Below are 18,532 nucleotides of genomic sequence, written 5' to 3'. Positions count from 1 at the left end.
TGGTCCGGCCTCGAAAGGCAGGTCATAGTTCCCGGTAACTGGTTTTGTTGAAGAAGAAGGTTGGCCGTGTCCCAGTCCATGCCCCCAAGATCCTATTACGCGCCGACCGGCGGTCATCCCGGTCAGGAAACACTCCTGACAGACCGGGCTGTCTTTACCGATGCCTATGCGGTCATCCCGAAAGGCACCATGCGTGACATCGTCACCAGCTATCTGCCGTTCTGGGACAAGACCCGCCTGTGGGTGCTGTCGCGCCCATTGTCAGGTTTTGCCGAAACCTTCTCGCAATATATCGTTGAGGTGTCGCCGGGTGGCGGCTCTGACCGGCCGGAGACAGACCCTTCCGCCGAAGGCGTGCTGTTCGTTGTCGAAGGCGAAGCTGTTCTGACAGCTGAAGGACAGCGATACGACCTGAGGCCCGGAAGCTACGCCTTCCTGCCGCCGCAAACCGACTGGAGCCTGAAGAATACTGGCAGTGAGCCCGTGCGGTTTCATTGGGTCCGCAAGGCGTTCGAGCCTGTTGAAGGCCTGGAGCGACCGACACTTTTCGTCACCCACGAAAACGATATCGAGCCGCGGGCAATGCCCGGCACGGACGGCAAATGGGCGACGACCCGGTTTGTCGACCCGGAAGACGTGCGCCACGACATGCACGTCAACATCGTCACCTTCCAGCCGGGTGCCGTCATCCCGTTTGCGGAAACCCATGTGATGGAACACGGGCTTTATGTCCTGGAAGGCAAGGCGGTCTATCGCCTCAACCAGGACTGGGTCGAGGTGGAAGCCGGCGACTATATGTGGCTGCGCGCGTTCTGCCCGCAGGCCTGTTATGCCGGTGGCCCGGGCCCGTTCCGCTACCTCCTCTACAAGGACGTCAACCGCCACATGAAGCTGCAGGTGGCAGGCCGTTTCGAGGCCGGTACCCGGCAGAGCTTCCGCAGCGCCGCGGAGTAAAGAGAAAAGCCCCTTCCTCCTTGCACCCTCATCCTGAGGGTCCTCCTCAGGATGAGGGAGAGGGTGGGATTGGCCGCTTCAGGGTGTGGGTGTAACGAACTCCTCTGGATCGGGTCGGGAGTGAAGCAAGCGTCCTCATTCTACGGTCTTCGTTTGCGGCGGAGTGATTTCGCCGCCGAGGGCGGCGGTCAGTGCAGCGGCCGCCGCCTTCACTGCTTCTGCGAAAGGGCCGATTCTGTCCGGGCTGACCCGGCTGGTCGGGCCCGAGACAGACAGCCCGGCGACAGCCTCGCCATAGTGATTGAATACGGGTGCCGCGATGCAGCGCATTCCGAGATTCTTTTCTTCCCCGTCGATCGAGAAACCGCGTGCACGGATCGCTTCCAGGTCCGCGGCCAGCAGGCCCGCATCACACAATGTGTGCTCGGTGAAGCGCTCCCGGTCGGTCTGCTTCAGGATACGCTTGCATTGATCCTCGTCCATGAAAGCCAGAAGCGCCTTGCCGATGCCGGAGGCATGCAGCGGCGACAAGGTGCCGGGTGGGAAAAAGGCGCGAATGCTTTCGTGGGTTTCGACCTGGCTGACAAACAGCACCTGGTCTGCCTGTGCCACACCAAGATTGGCCGTTTCCCCTGTCTGCTCCATCAGGGAGCGCAGGACAGGACGCGCCCGTTCCACCAGACTGGTGCGCCTTAAAAATCGTGCGCCGATGATGAAGGCGCCCGGACCTATGTGCCAGAGCTGCTGCGCCTGATCGAATTCCACCAGGCCACGTGTCTCCAGTGTGAACAGGATGCGGTAGAGCGTTGCCGTGGATTCTCCAAGCTGATCCGACAGGGCTGAAAGAGAGACGCCGGACTGGGTGCTCAGATGCTCGAACACGGCCATGGCCCGGTCGAGCGACTTGATGGTGTTCTGTTCGGTCTTGTCGTCCCAGGCACGCGGTCGCCCACGAGCGCGTCTGGTGGCGGAACTATCGGATTTAAGATCTGTCATTAGCTCATTTTTTCGAATTTTGAAAAATCAATTCACCATATGAAAAATATAACATACTGACAAGATTGGCAATTTCTACAAAATCTATTTTTGAAAAAATATTTTAAAAAAATTGCGGAGCTTCGCCCCTGCACGGTACCGTTTCTCAAAATTCATAAGAGGAAACGGCCATGAGCTTCCAAAATCCTGTTTTCATTCCCGGCCCCACCAACATGCCGGAAGCGCTCCGCAGAGCGTGCGACATGCCGACCCTGGACCATCGCTCACCGCTGTTCGGTGAGATCCTGCAGCCCGCGCTTGCCGGCGTCAAAAAGGTGCTGAAGACGGAAGCCGCCGAGGTGTTCCTGTTTCCGTCGACCGGCACCGGCGGCTGGGAAACCGCGATCACCAACTGCTTGAGCCCCGGCGACAAGATCCTGGCTGCCCGCAACGGCATGTTCAGCCATCGCTGGATCGACATGTGCCAGCGCCACGGCCTGAAGGTTGAGGTGGTCGAGGCAGCCTGGGGCACGGGACTGCCGGCAGACCGGTACGAGGAAATACTCGCCGCGGACACCAACCACGAGATCAAGGCGGTGCTGGCAACCCACAACGAAACCGCGACCGGTGTCAAATCCGACATTGCCGCGGTGCGCCGAGCGCTGAATGCCGCGAAGCACCCGGCGCTGCTCTTTGTCGATGGCGTCAGCTCGATTGCCTCGATGGATTTCCGCATGGACGAATGGGGTGTCGATGCCGCGGTCACGGGCTCCCAGAAAGGCTTCATGTTGCCACCGGGGCTCGCCATCATCGCCCTGTCGCCAAAGGCACAGGCCGCCGTTGAAAGCGCACGGATGCCACGCACCTTCTTCGATGTTCGCGACATGATGAAAGCCTACGCCAACAACGCCTATCCCTACACGCCGGCCGTCGGCCTGATGAACGGGTTGAAGCAGAGCTGCGACATGCTGCTGGCAGAGGGCCTCGACAATGTCTTTGCCCGGCACCGCCGCATTGCAGAGGGCGTGCGTGCCGCGGTCCATGCATGGGGCCTGGAGCTTTGCGCGCAGTCACCGGACGTCTATTCGGATTCGGTCAGCGCGATCCGTACGCCTGAAGGTTTCAACGCCACCGGCATCGTTACCCACGCCGCCGCGAAATACGGCGTCGCCTTCGGTGTCGGCCTCGGAGAGGTCGCAGGCAAGGTGTTCCGTATCGGCCACCTGGGCAGCCTGACCGACGTCATGATGCTGTCGGGGCTGGCGACTGCCGAAATGGTCATGGCCGATCTCGGCCTCGACATCCAACTGGGCTCCGGTGTTGCGGCCGCCCAGGAAGTCTATCGCAGTGACAGCGCCATTGCCTCGAAGGAAGCCGCATGAAAACCGACGCCTTGACCCAGTACATCCCGACTCTCGAGGACATGCTCGTCGCTCATGAGCGCATCAAGCCGCATATCCACCGGACGCCGGTTCTGACCTCCTCGTTCCTGAACGAGCTGACCGGTGCGGAACTGTTCTTCAAATGCGAGAACTTCCAGAAGGCAGGTGCCTTCAAGGCGCGCGGTGCATCCAACGCCGTCTTCGGTCTGGACGAGGAAACCGCCAAGGCCGGTGTGGCGACCCATTCCTCCGGCAACCACGCGCTCAGCCTGTCCTATGCGGCAGGCCGGCGGGGCATTCCGTGCCACGTAGTCATGCCGAGAACGGCGCCACAGGCCAAGAAGGATGCCGTTCGTGGGTACGGCGGCATCATCACCGAGTGTGAACCGTCCACCTCCAGCCGCGAAGCGGTCTTTGCCGAGGTCGAGGCCCGGACCGGAGCGGAATTCGTTCATCCCTACAATGACCCGCGTGTCATCGCCGGTCAGGGCACCTGTTCCAAGGAATTGATGGAGCAGACAGATGGTCTTGATGCGGTGGTCGCACCGATCGGCGGTGGCGGCATGGTGTCAGGTACCTGCCTGACCCTGTCGAACCTGGCGCCCGAAGTGAAGATCTTTGCTGCCGAACCGGAGCAGGCGGATGATGCTGCCCGCAGTTTCAAGGCGGGTCACATCATTGCCGACGACGCTCCGGAAACTGTTGCCGACGGGCTGAAGGTGCCGCTCAAGGAGCTGACCTGGCACTTCGTCTCGAACCACGTCACCGACATCCTGACCGCGTCGGAACAGGAAATCGTCGACGCTATGCGCCTGATCTGGGCGCGGATGAAGATCGTCATGGAACCGTCTTCCGCCGTGCCACTGGCAACCATCCTGAAGAACAGGGACGTCTTTGCCGGCAAACGTGTCGGCATCATCATCACCGGCGGCAATGTCGATCTCGGCAAGCTGCCCTGGAGCATCCTGCGTTCCGAGGACCGCAGCTAAGATGCTCCATCGCTCTAAAAACGATCAACTTTTCAGCTTTCGGATGAATTCCGAAAGCTGGTTGATCTGGAAAGCCTGAGCCATTTGGAGAAGAAAAATGAACGCACAAACCGGATTTGAAAAACTCGAAGTCGGCTTCGACATTCCGGCCCTTCCGGGCATGGACGAGGCCGATATCCAGACGCCTTGCCTGGTGCTCGATCTCGATGCACTGGAGCGCAACATCAAGAAGATGGGCGACTACGCCAAGGCCCACGGCATGCGTCACCGGGTGCATGGCAAGATGCACAAGTCGGTCGATGTCGCAAAGCTGCAGGAACGGCTCGGCGGTGCTGTCGGGGTCTGCTGCCAGAAGGTTTCGGAAGCCGAGGTCTTTGCCCGTGGCGGTATCAAGGACATCCTGGTGTCGAACCAGGTTCGCGACAAGGCCAAGATCGATCGTCTGGCCCGGCTGCCTAAATTTGGCTGCCGCACCATCGTCTGTGTCGATGATCTTTCCAATGTTGCCGATCTGTCTGAAGCCGCTGCCAAGCACGGCACCACGCTGGAAGTCTTCATCGAGATCGATTGCGGTGCCGGTCGCTGCGGCGTTACCACGAGCGAGGCGGTTGTCGAAATCGCCAAGGCAGTGGACGCGGCAAGGAACCTGAAGTTCAGCGGCATCCAGGCCTACCAGGGCGCCATGCAGCACATCGACAGCTATGAAGCCCGCAAGGACAAGCTCGACATTGCCATTGCGATGGTCAAGGACGCCGTCGAGGCGTTGAAGAAGGAAGGCCTGGAGCCGGAACTCGTTTCAGGTGGCGGCACGGGCTCCTACTATTTTGAATCCAATTCGGGCGTCTACAACGAGCTGCAATGCGGTTCCTATGCCTTCATGGATGCAGACTACGGCCGCATTCTCGATAAGGACGGCAAGCGCATCGACCAGGGGGAATGGGAAAACGCCTTCTTCATCCTGACCCAGGTGATGAGCCACGCGAAAGCCGACAAGGCGATCTGTGATGCGGGCCTCAAGGCCCAGTCCGTCGACAGCGGTCTGCCGTTCATCTACGGCCGTAACGATGTCGAATATATCAAGTGCTCGGACGAGCACGGGGTCATTGCCGACCCGAAGGGTGTTCTGCAGGTGGGCGACAAGCTGAAGCTGGTGCCCGGCCACTGCGACCCGACCGCCAACGTCCACGACTGGTATGTCGGCGTGCGGGGCGGCAAGGTCGAGACGGTCTGGCCGGTCTCGGCCCGCGGCAAGGCTTACTGAAGTTACGACTTAAGGCCTCCCCTTCGTCATCCCGGCCAAGCGCAGCGCGAGCCGGGACCGGAGAGCCGCCTGGTCTTCGGGTTTAAACCGATACGCCCCGGCTCACCGATCCCGGATCTCCGCTACGCTGCGTCCGAGATGACGATGGAGGGTTTGGCATTAAGTGCGCAAACGAACACCAACACCTCATCCTGAGGAGGACCAAAGGTCCGTCCCGAAGGATGGGCCAAGAATTCCGAGCGAGCCGCCCATCCTTCGAGACGGCGCTTCGCACCTCCTCAGGATGAGGTCGGGGGGAAGACGATGTTTTGCTGGAGACACACATGATCATCGTTCCTGAAAAGGAAATCGCCGGCCTGATCGGCCGCCAGGAATCCTTTGACGCTGTCGAAAGCGTCTTTGCCGCCATGGCGGGCGGGGCGGCCTATAATTTTCCGGTTATTCGCGAGGCAATCGGTCATGCCGATGCGCTATACGGGTTCAAGTCCGGCTTCGACCGGTCCTCGCTGGCACTCGGCCTGAAATCCGGCGGATACTGGCCGGGCAACATGGCAAAGGGCCTGACCAACCACCAGTCGACCGTGTTCCTGTTCGATGCCGATACCGGCAAGGCGAAGGCCGTCGTCGGCGGCAACCTGCTGACCGCCCTCAGAACAGCGGCAGCATCTGCGGTTTCCATCAAGCATCTGGCACGCAAGGACGCGAAGGTGCTTGGCATGATCGGAGCCGGCCACCAGTCCGCATTCCAGATGCGGGCCGCCGCCGAACAGCGCGATTTCGAGAAGGTCCTCGGCTGGAACCTTCATCCGGAGATGCTGGTGCGTCTGGAGGAAACGGCGAACGAACTCGGTCTGCCTTACGAATCTGTCGATCTGGCCAGGCTGGGTGCGGAAGCCGACGTGATCATCTCGATCACCTCCAGCTTCGATCCGATCCTGATGGATGAGCATGTTTCACCGGGCACGCATATCGCGTGCATGGGCACCGATACCAAGGGCAAACAGGAAGTCGATGTTGCGCTTGTTGCCAAGGCAAAGCTCTTCACGGATGAAGTCGCTCAGTCAGCGACGATCGGTGAATGCCAGCATGCGGTGGCCAGCGGAATTGTCTCTGAGGACAATATAATTGAGATCGGTGCGGTCATTAATGGTAATCATCCAGGCAGGACGTCGCAGAGCGATATCACCCTCTTCGACGGTACCGGCGTCGGCCTTCAGGATCTTGCCGTGGCATCCGCCGCGGTCGATCTGGCAATCCAGAAGGGCGTCGCGATCGAAGTGGATTTCTAGACGGACCGTGGAAAATGCGGATTGTGATCAACGGGTTCGGCCGGATCGGCCGGACCCTCTTGCGTCAAGTGCTGAAGCTTCCGGAAACGGAACGCATCGAGGTGGTGCGGATCAACGATATCGCACCGCTTGAGACCTGTGCCTATCTCTTCAAGTATGACAGCGTCTTCGGCCCGTGGCCGGGCGAAGTAACAGCGGGCGAGGGCACCTTGACGGTGGACGGACGCGAGATCGTCTTCTCCGCCGAACCCGATCTGTCTCTCCTTGATCTTTCCCAGGTGGACGTGGTGCTGGAATGCACCGGCAAGGCTGACACGCGCGAGATCGCGGAACGTGGCCTGAAAGCCGGCGCAACCAACGTGTTGATTTCAGGCCCCTCCCAGGCCGCCGACATCACCCTGGTGCTTGGCGCCAACGAAGACCAGCTCGGCGACCACCGCATCGTCTCCAACGGTTCCTGCACCACCAATGCCCTCGCTCCGCTGCTACGCGGTCTTGATGATGCCATCGGCATCAAGAGCGGGCACATGACCACCATCCATTGCTACACCGGCAGTCAGCCGATGGTGGACGCCCCGAGGGGGCCGCTGGAGCGCAGTCGTGCCGGCGGCGTCTCCATGGTGCCCACCACCACCAGCGCCACCAAGCTTGTCGGCAAGGTTCTGCCGCAGCTTGAGGGCAAAATCAGCGGCGCTGCGGTCCGGGTGCCAGCGATCAGCGTTTCCGCGGTCGACCTGACCGTGACGCTCGCGCAGCCCGTGAAGGCCCCCTTCAACACCAGGCTGCTCGAGATCTTTTCCGGCAATCCGGTAATCGGCTTCGTGCAGGACCATGTGGTTTCCACGGACATGCGTGCGCGGCCTGAATCCCTGGTCATCCATCTGCCTGAAACGCTCGAGGCCAATGACTACCAGGTGCGTATTTTCGGCTGGTACGACAACGAATGGGGTTTTTCCGCCCGCATGATCGACATGGCACGGCTGATGGCGGGGCGGTAGGCACACAATTTCTCCTCCATCGTCATTGCGGACAAGTGCAGCTTGGTTGCACGCAGATCCGGAACCCAGCGCATCAGCGTGAGCGAAGCGAACACCTCTCAAAAATAGAGACGCATTTTCAGTGCGAAATATGCATAGAGTCCGGATCTGCGTCCGGCTGCGTCTCCCTTGTCTAGAATGACGGAAGGGGAAATTTCCAACTGCTGAAACGCCTGAAATTCTTCCCTGCAGACCCCCTCCATCGTCATCCCGGCCAAACGAAGTGCGAGCCGGGATCGGGGCCCCACAGGACCGGGGTCTTTTACGATGCATATCGAATAGCCTCGGCACCCGGTCAGGAATGTTCGCGTCCAGGAGGACGGGTGACAGATCACAAAAAAAGGGCCGCTCACGCGGCCCTTTCTCATACAGGTGTGGCTTGTCCTTACGCGGTTTCTTCCTTCGGCAGGGAGCCGCGTCCGTGGCCGGAGAGACCGCCGGAGACCTCTTCGGTGGATTCGTCGGAGAGTTCTTCCGGCAGCACCAGGTTGAGGACGATGGCGATCAGGGCTGCCGGCAGCAGGCCGCTGGTCAGAAGGATACGTGCGGTGTCCGGCATGTGCTGCAGGGCGCCCGGTTCCAGTTGCAGACCGAGACCGATGGAAAGCGAAATGGCGAAGATCACCATGTTGCGCCGGTTCCAGTTCACATCCGACAGCATCGAGATACCGGCGGCTACAACCATGCCGAACATCACGATGACACCCCCGCCGAGAACCTCGATCGGAACGGTGCGGATGACCGCGCCGACCTTCGGGATCAGGCCGCAGACGATCAGGAAAATCGCGCCGATGGTCACCACATGGCGGCTCATGACGCCGGTCATGGCGATGAGGCCGACGTTCTGGCTGAAGGAGGTGTTCGGGAAACCGCCGAAGAAACCGGCGACAGCCGTGCCGAGACCGTCTGCAAATGTCGCACCGGCGATTTCCTTGTCGGTCGCTTCCCGGCCGGCGCCGCCCTTGGTGATGCCGGATACATCGCCCACGGTTTCCACCGCGGAAACGAAGGCCATCAGGCAGAAGCCGAGCACGGCCGCGAACGAGAATTCGAAGCCGTATTTGAACGGCTGCGGCAGGGCAAAGACGGCCGCACGGTCCCAGGACGTGGAGACGGCTTCAAAGGTCAGCATGCCGGTGGCAAGGGCGAAGATGTAACCGGCGATCAGTCCGAGCAGAACCGCGGAGACCGACATCATGCCCCTGCCGAAGAACTTCAGCCCGAGTGTCACCACGATCACCACCAGAGCGGCCGCCCAGTTGAGCAGCGAGCCGTATTCCGGCGTGCCGATGGCGGGGACACCGCCGGCGGCATACTGGATGCCCACCTGAACCAGCGCGAGACCGATCATCGTCACCACAAGTCCTGTCACCAGGGGAGGCAGGGCGAAGCGGATCTTGCCGATGACGAGGCCAAGGCACGCATGGAAGAAACCGCCGATGATCACGCCCCCGAACAGAGCCGCGAGACCGTCGACCCCCTTGCCGGCAACAAGCGGGATCATGATCGGCAGGAAGGCAAAGGATGTGCCCTGAACGATCGGCAATGCCGCACCGACCGGGCCGAGGGTGATCGTCTGCAACAGGGTCGCGACCCCGGCAAAGACCATCGACATCTGGATGAGATAAAGCAGTTCGGGAAAGTCGGGAGAATTGGACCCGAAGCCGAACCCGGCTGCACCGGCCACGATGATGGCAGGTGTGACGTTGGAGACGAACATGGCCAGGACATGCTGGATGCCGAGCGGGATCGCCTTGTAAAGCGGTGGCGTGTAATTGGGATCCCGGAGCTGCTCCGGAGATCCGATCGATGAATTAGACATTTCTGCTCCTCTGAAGGTCGTGTGAACGTCTCCGCCTCGTTGAGCGGGCAGGGATCGTTCTGAAAGGGAGGCTTATTCCTTGTTGTCGGCCTCCACTGTCCAAGGGTCGGGAAACCAGTGTTCCTCCAGGTTGGTTCCTTCCCCGATGCGGTCCACGACCGCGTAGCGGCCCGCTTGCCAGAGCGGGGCCAAAACACCGTGCCAGGTGCCGCGATACAGGTTGATCGCCTGTCCGGGCTGGCTGATGAATGCCTTCAGGTCGACCGGCTGGCCGTTCTCGTCGTCAGCGACGACAACCAGCATCGGCACACCGTCCAGCGGTATGAAGGCCTGACTGCCTTCCGGGTGTCGCTCGACCATGTCGACGACATAGGGAAACGACCGCGCCTTGGCATCGAACAGGCTAATGCCTGCCCGGCCTTCGCCGAAGTCGAGCTTCGCCCGGTCATGATGACGGCCGCACATGCCCTGATTTATGATTTTGTCGGGTGCGCCCGCCACCTCGAGAACATCGCCATAGGGGGCGAAGGCCTCTGCGGTCAGGATCGATGGGGCAATGAGACGGCTCACGGCAGCAGGTCCTTGAGCCGGAACTGGGCAATCCGTTCCACCTGGCGGCAGGCTTCCTCGAATTCGGTCGCCCGGTCGTTGTCGATCCGGCGCTGAAAGGCAGCCATGACCGAGGCCTTGTCATGATCGCGCACTGCGATGATGAACGGGAAGCCGTGTTTTTCGACGTAGGTATTGTTCAGCCGGGTAAAGGTCTCGCGTTCCTCGTCGGTCAGCATGTCGAGACCGGCGCTGGCCTGCTCGTTGGTGCTTTCCGCCGTCAGGCGGCCTGCCTGTGCCAGCTTTCCGGCAAGATCCGGGTGGGCAGTCAGAACGCCGAGGCGCTCTTCCTCGCTTGCGGAACGGAACATGCGGCACAGCGCGTTGTGAACACCGGCGGCACAGTCATGAGCCGGGCCGAGTTCCAGCTCGAAGGCACGTTCGGCGATCCAGGGGGAGTGCTCGAAGATGCCGCCGAAGGTTTTGACGAACTCGGCTTTTTCCATACGGCTGGGGCGAAGACCTTTCTGCGGCGGGTGTGTCTTGGCCCAATGGTCCGCGATCTCGATGCGGCGCGGACACCAGACGCCTTCATGAGCCTGGATATGATCGATGAATTTCTTCAGCGCCATGATCTTGCCCGGACGGCCGACGAGGCGGCAATGCAGGCCGATGGACATCATCTTCGGCGTGTCTGTCGTGCCTTCTTCATAGAGCATGTCGAAGGCGTTCTTCAGATAGAGGAAGAAATCCTCTCCATCCGTCCATCCCGGTGCCGTCGCGAAGCGCATGTCGTTGGCTTCCAACGTATAGGGAATGATCAGCTGATCACGGCCATCGGAATCCAGCCAATAGGGCAGATCATCATCATAGGTGTCTGAAATATAGGCAAAACCGCCTTCCTCGGCGACGAGGCGAACGGTGTTTTCCGAGCAGCGGCCCGTGTACCAGCCGAGCGGGCGACTGCCGACCACTTCCGTGTGCAGGCGGACCGCCTCGGCAATGGCCGCACGTTCCTCGGCCTCGGGCATATCCTTGTGTTCGACCCACTTCAGGCCATGGCTGGCGATTTCCCAACCGGCGTCCTTCATGGCCTGCACCTGTTCCGGGCTGCGGGCCAAAGCGGAAGCGACACCATAGATGGTCAGCGGAATATCAGCCCGCGTGAACAGCCGGTGCAGGCGCCAGAAACCGGCGCGGGCGCCGTATTCATAGATGGATTCCATGTTCCAGTGGCGTTTGCCCTGCCACTGGGCGGCACCCGGAATATCGGACAGGAACGCCTCGGACGCCGCATCGCCATGCAGCACGCAATTCTCGCCGCCTTCCTCGTAATTCAACACGAACTGGACAGCGACCCTGGCCCCGCCTGGCCACTTTGGATCCGGCGGGTTCTGACCATAGCCACGCATGTTCCGGGAATAGCGATTCAAGACGGACCTCCTCGTGATACCAACGTGTTTTGAACCAAGCAAAGACTATGCCTCATTCAAGGGCTGGCATGTTGTCTTCTTATAAAACAGAATAATGGACATGACTTTCTCGTCTTTTTAGAAAGTGCTTCCTGTGAACCACGGGTGCCCTTCGATTGAGGCCCACAGCATCATGCGCGCAAACTGACATTTGGAGGAGGCCAATATGGCCGGTTACCTGACGACTCACGTGCTCGACACCGCCCAGGGTTGCCCTGGAAAAGGCATCAAGATCGATCTTTATGCAATTGATGGTGACAACAGGACCTACGTCCGCAGCCTGGAAACCAACGACGACGGCCGCACCAACAGCCCGATCCTGCCGAAAGACGAATTCAAGACCGGAACCTACGAGCTGGTGTTCCATGTCGGTGCCTATTTCGACGCCGCAGGAATCGCTTTGCCCGACCCGAAGTTTCTCGACACGGTGCCGCTGCGGTTCGGCATGTCGGAAGAAGCCCACTACCACGTGCCGCTTCTGGTCTCGCCGTTCAGCTATTCGACTTACCGGGGGAGTTGAGGAAAGTCGCTGTTTCGAGTGTCTTTCCAAAGTTTCAGCCTCATCCTGAGGAGCGAGCCTGCTCGCGTCTCGAAGGATGGGACCCTTGCTCCAAACAAGCGGCCCATCCTTCGAGACGGACCTAAGGTCCTCCTCAGGATGAGGTTTTTTGCTGAGCCGGGGTATCGACAGCTTCGATCGGTGAACACCCGTCCGGACAAGGTTGGATCGCTACCGGCTAATCGATTTCATTCTGCTTTCCGCGGACCTCTTGGAACGCCTCGGCAGGCAATCCATTGCCCGTCTCCTTCTTTAAAATTATCTCCCGATGCGGATACGGGATGCCGACGTTGTTTTCCTTGAAGGTGTCCCAAAGCGCCAGCAACACCTTGCCGCGTACGTTGGTAAGTCCCTGCTGCGGATCGCGGATCCAGAAACGCAGGACGAAGTCGAGCGAACTGTCGCCGAAGCCCGTAAGCCAGCAGACCGGACGGCGGGAGCCTTCCACCCGGCCGACCGTCATCGCCGCTTCGATGGCAAGCTTCGAAACTTCATGCGGGTCGGCGTCGTAGGAAACGCCGAAATTGACGTCAAGGCGGACAAGTTCGTCGCTGAAGGACCAGTTGATCACACGGTGGGTGATGAAGTCCTCGTTCGGGATCAGATATTCGCGTCCGTCCCGCGTTACGACGGAAACGAAGCGGGCGCGCAACTCGCGGATCCAGCCGAAGGTGCCTTCGAGCGAGATGGTGTCGCCCGGTTTGATCGACTTGTCGAGCAGGATGATGATGCCGGAAATGAAGTTGGAAATGACCTTCTGCAGGCCGAACCCGAGACCGAGGCCGACCGCCCCGGTAAAGACGGTGAAGGCGGAGAGATCGATACCGACGGATGAAAGCGCAATCGTTCCGGCCACCAGGATCAGCCCGAACTTGGCGACCTTGCCGATCAACACGCGGATCGACGGGGTCAGCTCATCCGACTTTTGAACCTGCTCATCGAAATAGCGCCCGAGGACCACCGCGACCCAGACGGTTGCAAACAGCAAGAGAACCGCCTTCAGGATCAGCAGCAAGGACAACCGCATCTCGCCGAGTGGCAACGCCAGACTGTCGAGGAAGGTGCCGGCCTCGTCATCAAAGCCCAGAATGACCAGCGCAACATAGATCCAGGCGAGCCAGCTGAGCGTTCTTGCCACCAGCCGGTTGCGGATAACCCTCGACAGAACCGAGACAAACAGCCAGGCGAGCGACAGCGACAGGGCGATCGCGATGAAATGGCTCCGGCTCGGCCAGGTGACGCTGCGCATCACCGTAAGCGCAATGAACAGGAACAGGCTGAAGAAGATCCACTCGATCCGCCGGAGCAGGGCCACCACCACACGAAGCAGGCCCGGATGGCCTCTGATTTCCCGTGCACGGGCTTCAAGCCTCGGCTCGACGCGAAGGCTCAGCAGCTTGGCCAGGCCGAACAGAACTACGATGATGGCGAGCTGATAGGCAAACCAGGGCGCCGTCAGGTAGCTGAGAGCCAGCGTGGCCCAGGATTGAAGTTCGGCAACGAAACTTTCGAGGTTCATCAAACCACCCGTCCGTCTGTTTCCCGTCGAAGCATCAACAGCTTAACAGCATTCCTGGCCCGCGGCCAAGGCGGCTGCAAAACGCGTGCTTCTTCGAGAAGGATACGGCGCGGCCGTGCAGGTGGTTCACACAGGCGGCTTTAGCTGGCGCTGTCGATCTCCAGCTCAGCGCGGAAACGGGACACCCAGTCGGCATTGGTGGCATCTGCCAGTTTGGCAACGCCGGGCACGACACCCTCCGCTGCTGACGCATCCAGGCCGAGCCGTTGAAGAACCAGTCTCAGCGTGGCCTGCGGGTCTGCCGAAAGCGCGTCATAGGTAATCCGAAGTGGGGAAATGCCCTGGATTTCGAACCAGGCTTGCCAGTCGCGGTCAAACCGGGTGAAGCGATCGTGACAGGCGCGGATTTCAGCGGCGTCATATTGCAATTCGCGCGGTTCCGACAATCGCTCGAGCTCGGTGCCGTCCGGAGCCCTGTGCCAGAGGCCGGATTGCTCGGCGCGAACGAAGGAAACCGCCTGGTCGACCTTGTCAGCACGGGTCAGGTGAATGAACAGCGTCTTGCCGAAGGCTGCTTCAAGACGTGCAAGATCGCTTTCATGGGCCGGGTGCAGGATGGCAAGTTGTTTCATGAAGAAATCGAAGCTGTGCCGCTGCAGCCGCAGACCAAAAAGACCTTTGCCCCGCGTGCCCTTTTCGATAGCTGCCGCAAAGATGCGGCGCAGCGTTGCCTGCTCGTTTTCCCCCGGCACAACATCGACATTCAGGTCCTCAAGCCAATCCTCTTGGGACGGCTCGTGAAAATAGGAGCCCGGATGCCCGGAAACACCCGTCGCCGCCAGAAGCTTGCAGAGCAGCGTGCTGCCGCTACGGGGGGAGGTGCACAGGATGTAGGACGAGTAGCCGATCATGGGGTGTTCATTTCAAGGATCGGTGACAGGTGCAAGATAGCTGAAGCAAAGCGAGGGGATTGCACCGGACATTGGCTTGAACTTGCGACGGATTTTGATCAAGGGGTGTCCGGCGGGCAACACTCTGTCCGTGAATTTGCCAGAGAGGGTCGCTCATCCCGCGGTTGGCCGATGCCTCGAACTATTGGCGGTAAATCCGGAGCAAGCGGCCCATCCTTCGAGACAGCGCTGCGCGCTTCCTCAGGATGAGGGGGCTGGAGGCTGGGGGCTGGGGGCTGGAAGATCGTCCCTGTTGCCGGACAGGCTTTGGGATACCTTGCCAACCGCGCAGACGTTTCGTTTGCCATAGCCGGCAGTGCCGTTTTCGTTCAATCCCCGCCCCAAGGCCGTCACCCCGGACAAGCGCAGCGCAAATCCGGGGCCTACTCGCAGAGGCAGCTCGCTGAAGCGGGCGCATTCAGAACCACGCCTGAATTCTGGAAATGAGCAGACCCCGGGTCTCGCGTTGCTCGCCCGGAGGGACTTCAAGGGATTAGCACCGGCGTATGTTTGCGTCTGAGGTCTTGCTGGCAAGCACTCAAGTTACGCCAAGCGACGACTGTCAGACCACCATCAGTCGCAGGCGGCGGTGATAATGATTTCGACCTTCAGCTCCGCCCGGGCAAGTTTGGATTCGCCGCAGGCACGTGCGGGGGCATGTCCTTCGGGTACCCAGGCGTCCCAGACGGAGTTCATGTCGGCGAAGTCGCTCATGTCCGACAGCCAAACGATGGCTTGCAGAATGTTCTTGCGTGAGGACCCTGCCTTTTCCAGCAAAGCGTCGATGCGCGACAGGCAATCCCGGGTCTGGTCGGTGACGCTCGTGCCATCGCCCACCTGTCCACACAGATAGGCAACACCGTTGTGCTTGACGATTTTGCTCATGCGGGGGCCGGTTTCGATGCGTTCTATCATGTGACGGGTTCCTGTTCGTCGGTTTCTAGGTCTGTCATGGCCGCCAGTTCACCGAGTGTGACCGGTTTCAGTGGTGGCCGGATGCGGTAATAGCCGGTGTCGTCCTGTGAACGGCCGCTTTCGTCCGCAAGAAGGTTCGTGACCGTCAGGCCGCAATAGCGGCCCTGGCACGGGCCCATGCCGGGCCGTCCGAAAGCTTTGGTCTGGTTGGGTCCAAGGCAGCCCAGACCGGCATATCGGCGAATATCGCCTGCTGTGACTTCCTCACAACGGCAGACGATGGTGTCGTCTGCAGGCAGCAAGGCTTCGCGGAAAGGCGGATAGGCCCTGTCGATAAAGGGCCGGGCGGCCATTTCGGTTTCCAGTTGCCGATTTAACGGGGCGGCGTTCCGGTCACGATCTGCCGGCGTGATGTTGCCGAGATCGCACGAGATTTCCAGAGCGGCCAGCCTGCCTTGAAGCTGCGCAGCTGTTGCGCCGCCAATACCCGCGCCATCGCCCGCAACGAAGACGTCCGGAAGCTGCGTGCGGCCCCAGCCATCCTTTTCCGGCACGAAGCAGTGCTGATCTTCGTTCCAGTGATGCGGCACATCGATGGAACGTGCTGCCTGGGGGTTGGGTACCACACCATGATGCAGCAGCACCGTTGCACAATCCAGGCTGTGCCGTTTGCCTCCCGATGTGAAGCTTATCGTTTCGGCCTGCGTCTTGCCTTGAATGGCAATTGCCGATGCGCCGGTGTAGCGGGGAACGCCTGCCTTGCGGATTTCGGCAAGCAGACCCAACCCCTTGGCAAGCAGCCGCCAGCCGCGCAACGCACCGAACAAATGCCGAAGCGCTGCCTGCCTGTCGGCGAATGTCTGTGTTTCCACCAGAGCCAGCGGCGGTGTACCTGCCCGGCACATCTGGGCGGCGACCAGATAAAGCAGTGGACCGCTTCCGGCCAGAACCGCCCTTTCGCACATGAGGCCGGATTGCTTCAACAGGATCTGCGCCGCACCTGCGGTCATCACGCCCGGCAGGGTCCAGCCCGGGACTGGCATCGGCCGTTCCAGCGCGCCGGTGGCTATCAGCAGGCGTCTGGCTTTTGCGGCGGAGGCAGCACCGTCTCGTGTGAAGGAGACGCGTGGCCCTTTTTCGATTTGCCACGCGGTTGCGCCGCTCAGATGCCGGATCATCGGATGATCCAGCTCCTCGGTGAGAGCCTTTCCCTTGGTGTAATCGCTGCCAAGGATCTGCGCCCGGCCTTCCGGCGCGTTTCCGACGCTGCGATAGATCTGTCCGCCAGGCCGGGCCTGCTCGTCCAGAAGCAGAACGGAAAGCCCGGCATCCGCAGCCGTTCTGGCAGCCGCCATTCCCGCCGGACCGGCGCCGAGGACAAGGAGATCAGCTTCAAGCATCACCATCTCCTCCGGTGCCCGGCATGCCAATATTCATGCCGGCGCTGACCTCGCACATGCAGGCCTGCCGGGTAACGCCGTCTATTTCAACCAGGCAGTCGAAACAGGCGCCCATCATGCAGAACGGCCCACGCTCTGCGCCTGAAACGGGCGTCTGCCGGAAGGAACGGACACCGGCAGCCAGAAGTTCGGCTGCCAGATTACCACCGTCGCGCAGCATCAGGTCCTTGCCGGCGAAGCGAACGCGGACCCGCCCGGTACCTTGTTCCAGCTCACGAAAGGGCGAAGCGGTCTTCACTGAACACCTCCAGGTCTGGCGCCGTGTTTGTCTTTTCCAGCCAGTCGGGCAGGAAAGAGGCATGGGCGGCGGCTAGCGTGATGCCGCTATGACAGGTCACGAGGAACGCGCCCGGCATCTCCGGACTTTCCTGATAAATCGGCAGGCCGTCAGGCGAGAGAACGCGCAAGGCACCCCAGCTGCGCACCAGTTGAGCCTTGGCCAGAATGGGATAGGCGGCGATCGCTTCCGCCGCGAGACCGGCAAGCCCCTTGGCGGTGACCTTGTCGTTGAAGCCGACTTCTTCGTTGGTCGCGCCGATCTGTATGCCACCTTCATCGACCTGGCGTGCAATCAGGGATGGCCGGTTGAGGATTCTGGGCAGTTTTTCCGTAATCAGAACCTGGCCGCGCTGCGGCCGGATAGTCGCCTTGAAGCCGAGTTTCGGGCCGAGTGCAGCCGAACCGAGACCGGCAGCCAGCACCAGCTTGTTCGCTTCGACCACGGTGCCATCGCTGCAGTTGATCCTGAAAGAGCTGTCACGCGTGACCGTGTCGACCGTCTTGCCGTTCAGCACGGTTCCGCCGTTGCCGCGTACACCGGCAGCAAGGCCTCGCAGCAACTTCAACGGATTGGCGTGGCCGTCCTGATGATGAAGAATGGCCCCGGCAACCTTCGGGCCGACTTCCGGCTCTTCCCGGCGCAGTTCGTTGTGGCCCAGGATTTCATAAGGATAATCACCGCCAAGCTTTGCCTTTAGAATCTCATACTGGGCAACGGTCTCGGCGAGTGTCTCGTCCGAGAAATGGAGATCGTAGCCGCCCTTCTGCTCCAGCGCCGCGTCGAATCCGGTGGCTTCGCGCAAGCTGGCTGCGAAATCAGCCCACGCGGCGGCGGAGCGCTGCGACCAGCGGGCATAGGCAGGCTGTTTCATGCCCTTGGATTGCACCCAGACGAGGCCAAAGTTGCCCCGGCTGGCGCGGAAACTGCCGTCGTCCCCGTCAAGAACGGTGACCGACCTGCCGCGCTGGAGCAGACCCCAGGCAACGGAAAGCCCCACGACGCCTCCACCAATGATGGCGTAGTCCGATTCCATGATGTTTCCCGAATAATGTCAATGTCCGGGCGGCGGTCGCCGCCCGGCGGTTCACTGCTGTCAGTTAAGGGCCCCTCAGTTAAGGG

At 60.8% G+C, this 18,532-nt stretch carries 17 protein-coding genes; 7 read left to right on the top strand and 10 right to left on the bottom strand.

The window, feature by feature from the left end:
- Nucleotides 1-78 precede the first annotated feature (78 nt).
- Complete coding sequence (locus tag ACYQ6M_RS20090; RefSeq protein ID WP_460075730.1) at nt 79-954, top strand: bifunctional allantoicase/(S)-ureidoglycine aminohydrolase; 876 nt, start codon at nt 79-81, stop codon at nt 952-954.
- 135 nt (nt 955-1,089) lie between these two features.
- Here the strand turns inward: ACYQ6M_RS20090 and bhcR are convergent, their stop codons facing one another.
- Nucleotides 1,090-1,950: an HTH-type transcriptional regulator BhcR gene (gene bhcR / locus ACYQ6M_RS20085; protein WP_460075203.1), complete on the bottom strand. Its 861-nt coding sequence runs from the start codon at nt 1,948-1,950 to the stop codon at nt 1,090-1,092.
- A gap of 170 nt (nt 1,951-2,120) precedes the next feature.
- On the opposite strand from bhcR, the gene bhcA reads away from it, so the two are divergent.
- The 5 genes from bhcA (at nt 2,121) to ACYQ6M_RS20060 (ending at nt 7,848) form a co-directional block, all read left to right on the top strand.
- Complete coding sequence (gene bhcA / locus ACYQ6M_RS20080; protein ID WP_460075201.1) at nt 2,121-3,311, top strand: L-aspartate--glyoxylate aminotransferase BhcA; 1,191 nt, start codon at nt 2,121-2,123, stop codon at nt 3,309-3,311.
- Nucleotides 3,308-4,300 carry a beta-hydroxyaspartate dehydratase BhcB gene (bhcB, locus tag ACYQ6M_RS20075; protein WP_460075199.1) on the top strand — a complete coding sequence of 331 codons (993 nt, stop codon included), beginning with the start codon at nt 3,308-3,310 and terminating at the stop codon, nt 4,298-4,300. The genes bhcA and bhcB overlap by 4 nt, the downstream gene beginning before the upstream one ends.
- A 97-nt stretch (nt 4,301-4,397) precedes the next feature.
- Complete coding sequence (gene bhcC, locus ACYQ6M_RS20070) at nt 4,398-5,561, top strand: 3-hydroxy-D-aspartate aldolase BhcC (RefSeq protein ID WP_460075198.1); 1,164 nt, start codon at nt 4,398-4,400, stop codon at nt 5,559-5,561.
- A 323-nt stretch (nt 5,562-5,884) separates the two neighbouring features.
- On the top strand, nt 5,885-6,850 hold the full coding sequence (gene bhcD, locus ACYQ6M_RS20065; RefSeq protein WP_209170604.1) for an iminosuccinate reductase BhcD: 966 nt from the start codon (nt 5,885-5,887) through the stop codon (nt 6,848-6,850).
- 14 nt (nt 6,851-6,864) lie between these two features.
- A complete protein-coding gene (locus ACYQ6M_RS20060; RefSeq protein ID WP_055657646.1) occupies nt 6,865-7,848 on the top strand; it encodes a type I glyceraldehyde-3-phosphate dehydrogenase in 984 nt (327 codons plus the stop codon).
- Nucleotides 7,849-8,272: 424 nt separating this feature from the next.
- On the opposite strand, the gene ACYQ6M_RS20055 is transcribed toward ACYQ6M_RS20060, so the two are convergent.
- The 3 genes from ACYQ6M_RS20055 to puuE form a co-directional block, all read right to left on the bottom strand.
- Nucleotides 8,273-9,709 (bottom strand): uracil-xanthine permease family protein, encoded by a 1,437-nt coding sequence (locus ACYQ6M_RS20055; protein WP_023002143.1) that lies wholly within the window; start codon nt 9,707-9,709, stop codon nt 8,273-8,275.
- A gap of 72 nt (nt 9,710-9,781) precedes the next feature.
- Complete coding sequence (locus tag ACYQ6M_RS20050; RefSeq protein WP_460075195.1) at nt 9,782-10,279, bottom strand: ureidoglycolate lyase; 498 nt, start codon at nt 10,277-10,279, stop codon at nt 9,782-9,784.
- Nucleotides 10,276-11,670 carry an allantoinase PuuE gene (puuE, locus tag ACYQ6M_RS20045; protein ID WP_460075728.1) on the bottom strand — a complete coding sequence of 465 codons (1,395 nt, stop codon included), beginning with the start codon at nt 11,668-11,670 and terminating at the stop codon, nt 10,276-10,278. Before puuE ends, ACYQ6M_RS20050 begins: the two co-directional genes overlap by 4 nt.
- Nucleotides 11,671-11,896: 226 nt before the next feature.
- On the opposite strand from puuE, the gene uraH reads away from it, so the two are divergent.
- A complete protein-coding gene (uraH, locus tag ACYQ6M_RS20040; RefSeq protein ID WP_062490355.1) occupies nt 11,897-12,250 on the top strand; it encodes a hydroxyisourate hydrolase in 354 nt (117 codons plus the stop codon).
- Between the two features lie 217 nt (nt 12,251-12,467).
- On the opposite strand, the gene ACYQ6M_RS20035 is transcribed toward uraH, so the two are convergent.
- The 6 genes from ACYQ6M_RS20035 to ACYQ6M_RS20010 form a co-directional block, all read right to left on the bottom strand.
- On the bottom strand, nt 12,468-13,808 hold the full coding sequence (locus tag ACYQ6M_RS20035; RefSeq protein ID WP_460075193.1) for a mechanosensitive ion channel family protein: 1,341 nt from the start codon (nt 13,806-13,808) through the stop codon (nt 12,468-12,470).
- A 140-nt stretch (nt 13,809-13,948) separates the two neighbouring features.
- The gene (locus ACYQ6M_RS20030; protein ID WP_460075191.1) at nt 13,949-14,719 is read right to left on the bottom strand and encodes a Stf0 family sulfotransferase; all 771 of its coding nucleotides are present in this window, start codon (nt 14,717-14,719) and stop codon (nt 13,949-13,951) included.
- 612 nt (nt 14,720-15,331) lie between these two features.
- Complete coding sequence (locus tag ACYQ6M_RS20025; protein WP_228869800.1) at nt 15,332-15,673, bottom strand: RidA family protein; 342 nt, start codon at nt 15,671-15,673, stop codon at nt 15,332-15,334.
- Nucleotides 15,670-17,073: an FAD/NAD(P)-dependent oxidoreductase gene (locus ACYQ6M_RS20020; protein WP_460075189.1), complete on the bottom strand. Its 1,404-nt coding sequence runs from the start codon at nt 17,071-17,073 to the stop codon at nt 15,670-15,672. The genes ACYQ6M_RS20025 and ACYQ6M_RS20020 overlap by 4 nt, the downstream gene beginning before the upstream one ends.
- The gene (locus ACYQ6M_RS20015) at nt 17,066-17,371 is read right to left on the bottom strand and encodes a (2Fe-2S)-binding protein (RefSeq protein WP_228148067.1); all 306 of its coding nucleotides are present in this window, start codon (nt 17,369-17,371) and stop codon (nt 17,066-17,068) included. Before ACYQ6M_RS20015 ends, ACYQ6M_RS20020 begins: the two co-directional genes overlap by 8 nt.
- Complete coding sequence (locus ACYQ6M_RS20010; RefSeq protein ID WP_460075187.1) at nt 17,346-18,446, bottom strand: NAD(P)/FAD-dependent oxidoreductase; 1,101 nt, start codon at nt 18,444-18,446, stop codon at nt 17,346-17,348. Before ACYQ6M_RS20010 ends, ACYQ6M_RS20015 begins: the two co-directional genes overlap by 26 nt.
- Nucleotides 18,447-18,532 lie beyond the last annotated feature (86 nt).

This window comes from Roseibium sp. ROS1, assembly GCF_054658215.1.
The sequence above is the reverse complement of the archived record's forward strand: the minus strand, read 5'-3'. Positions and strand labels throughout refer to the sequence as shown.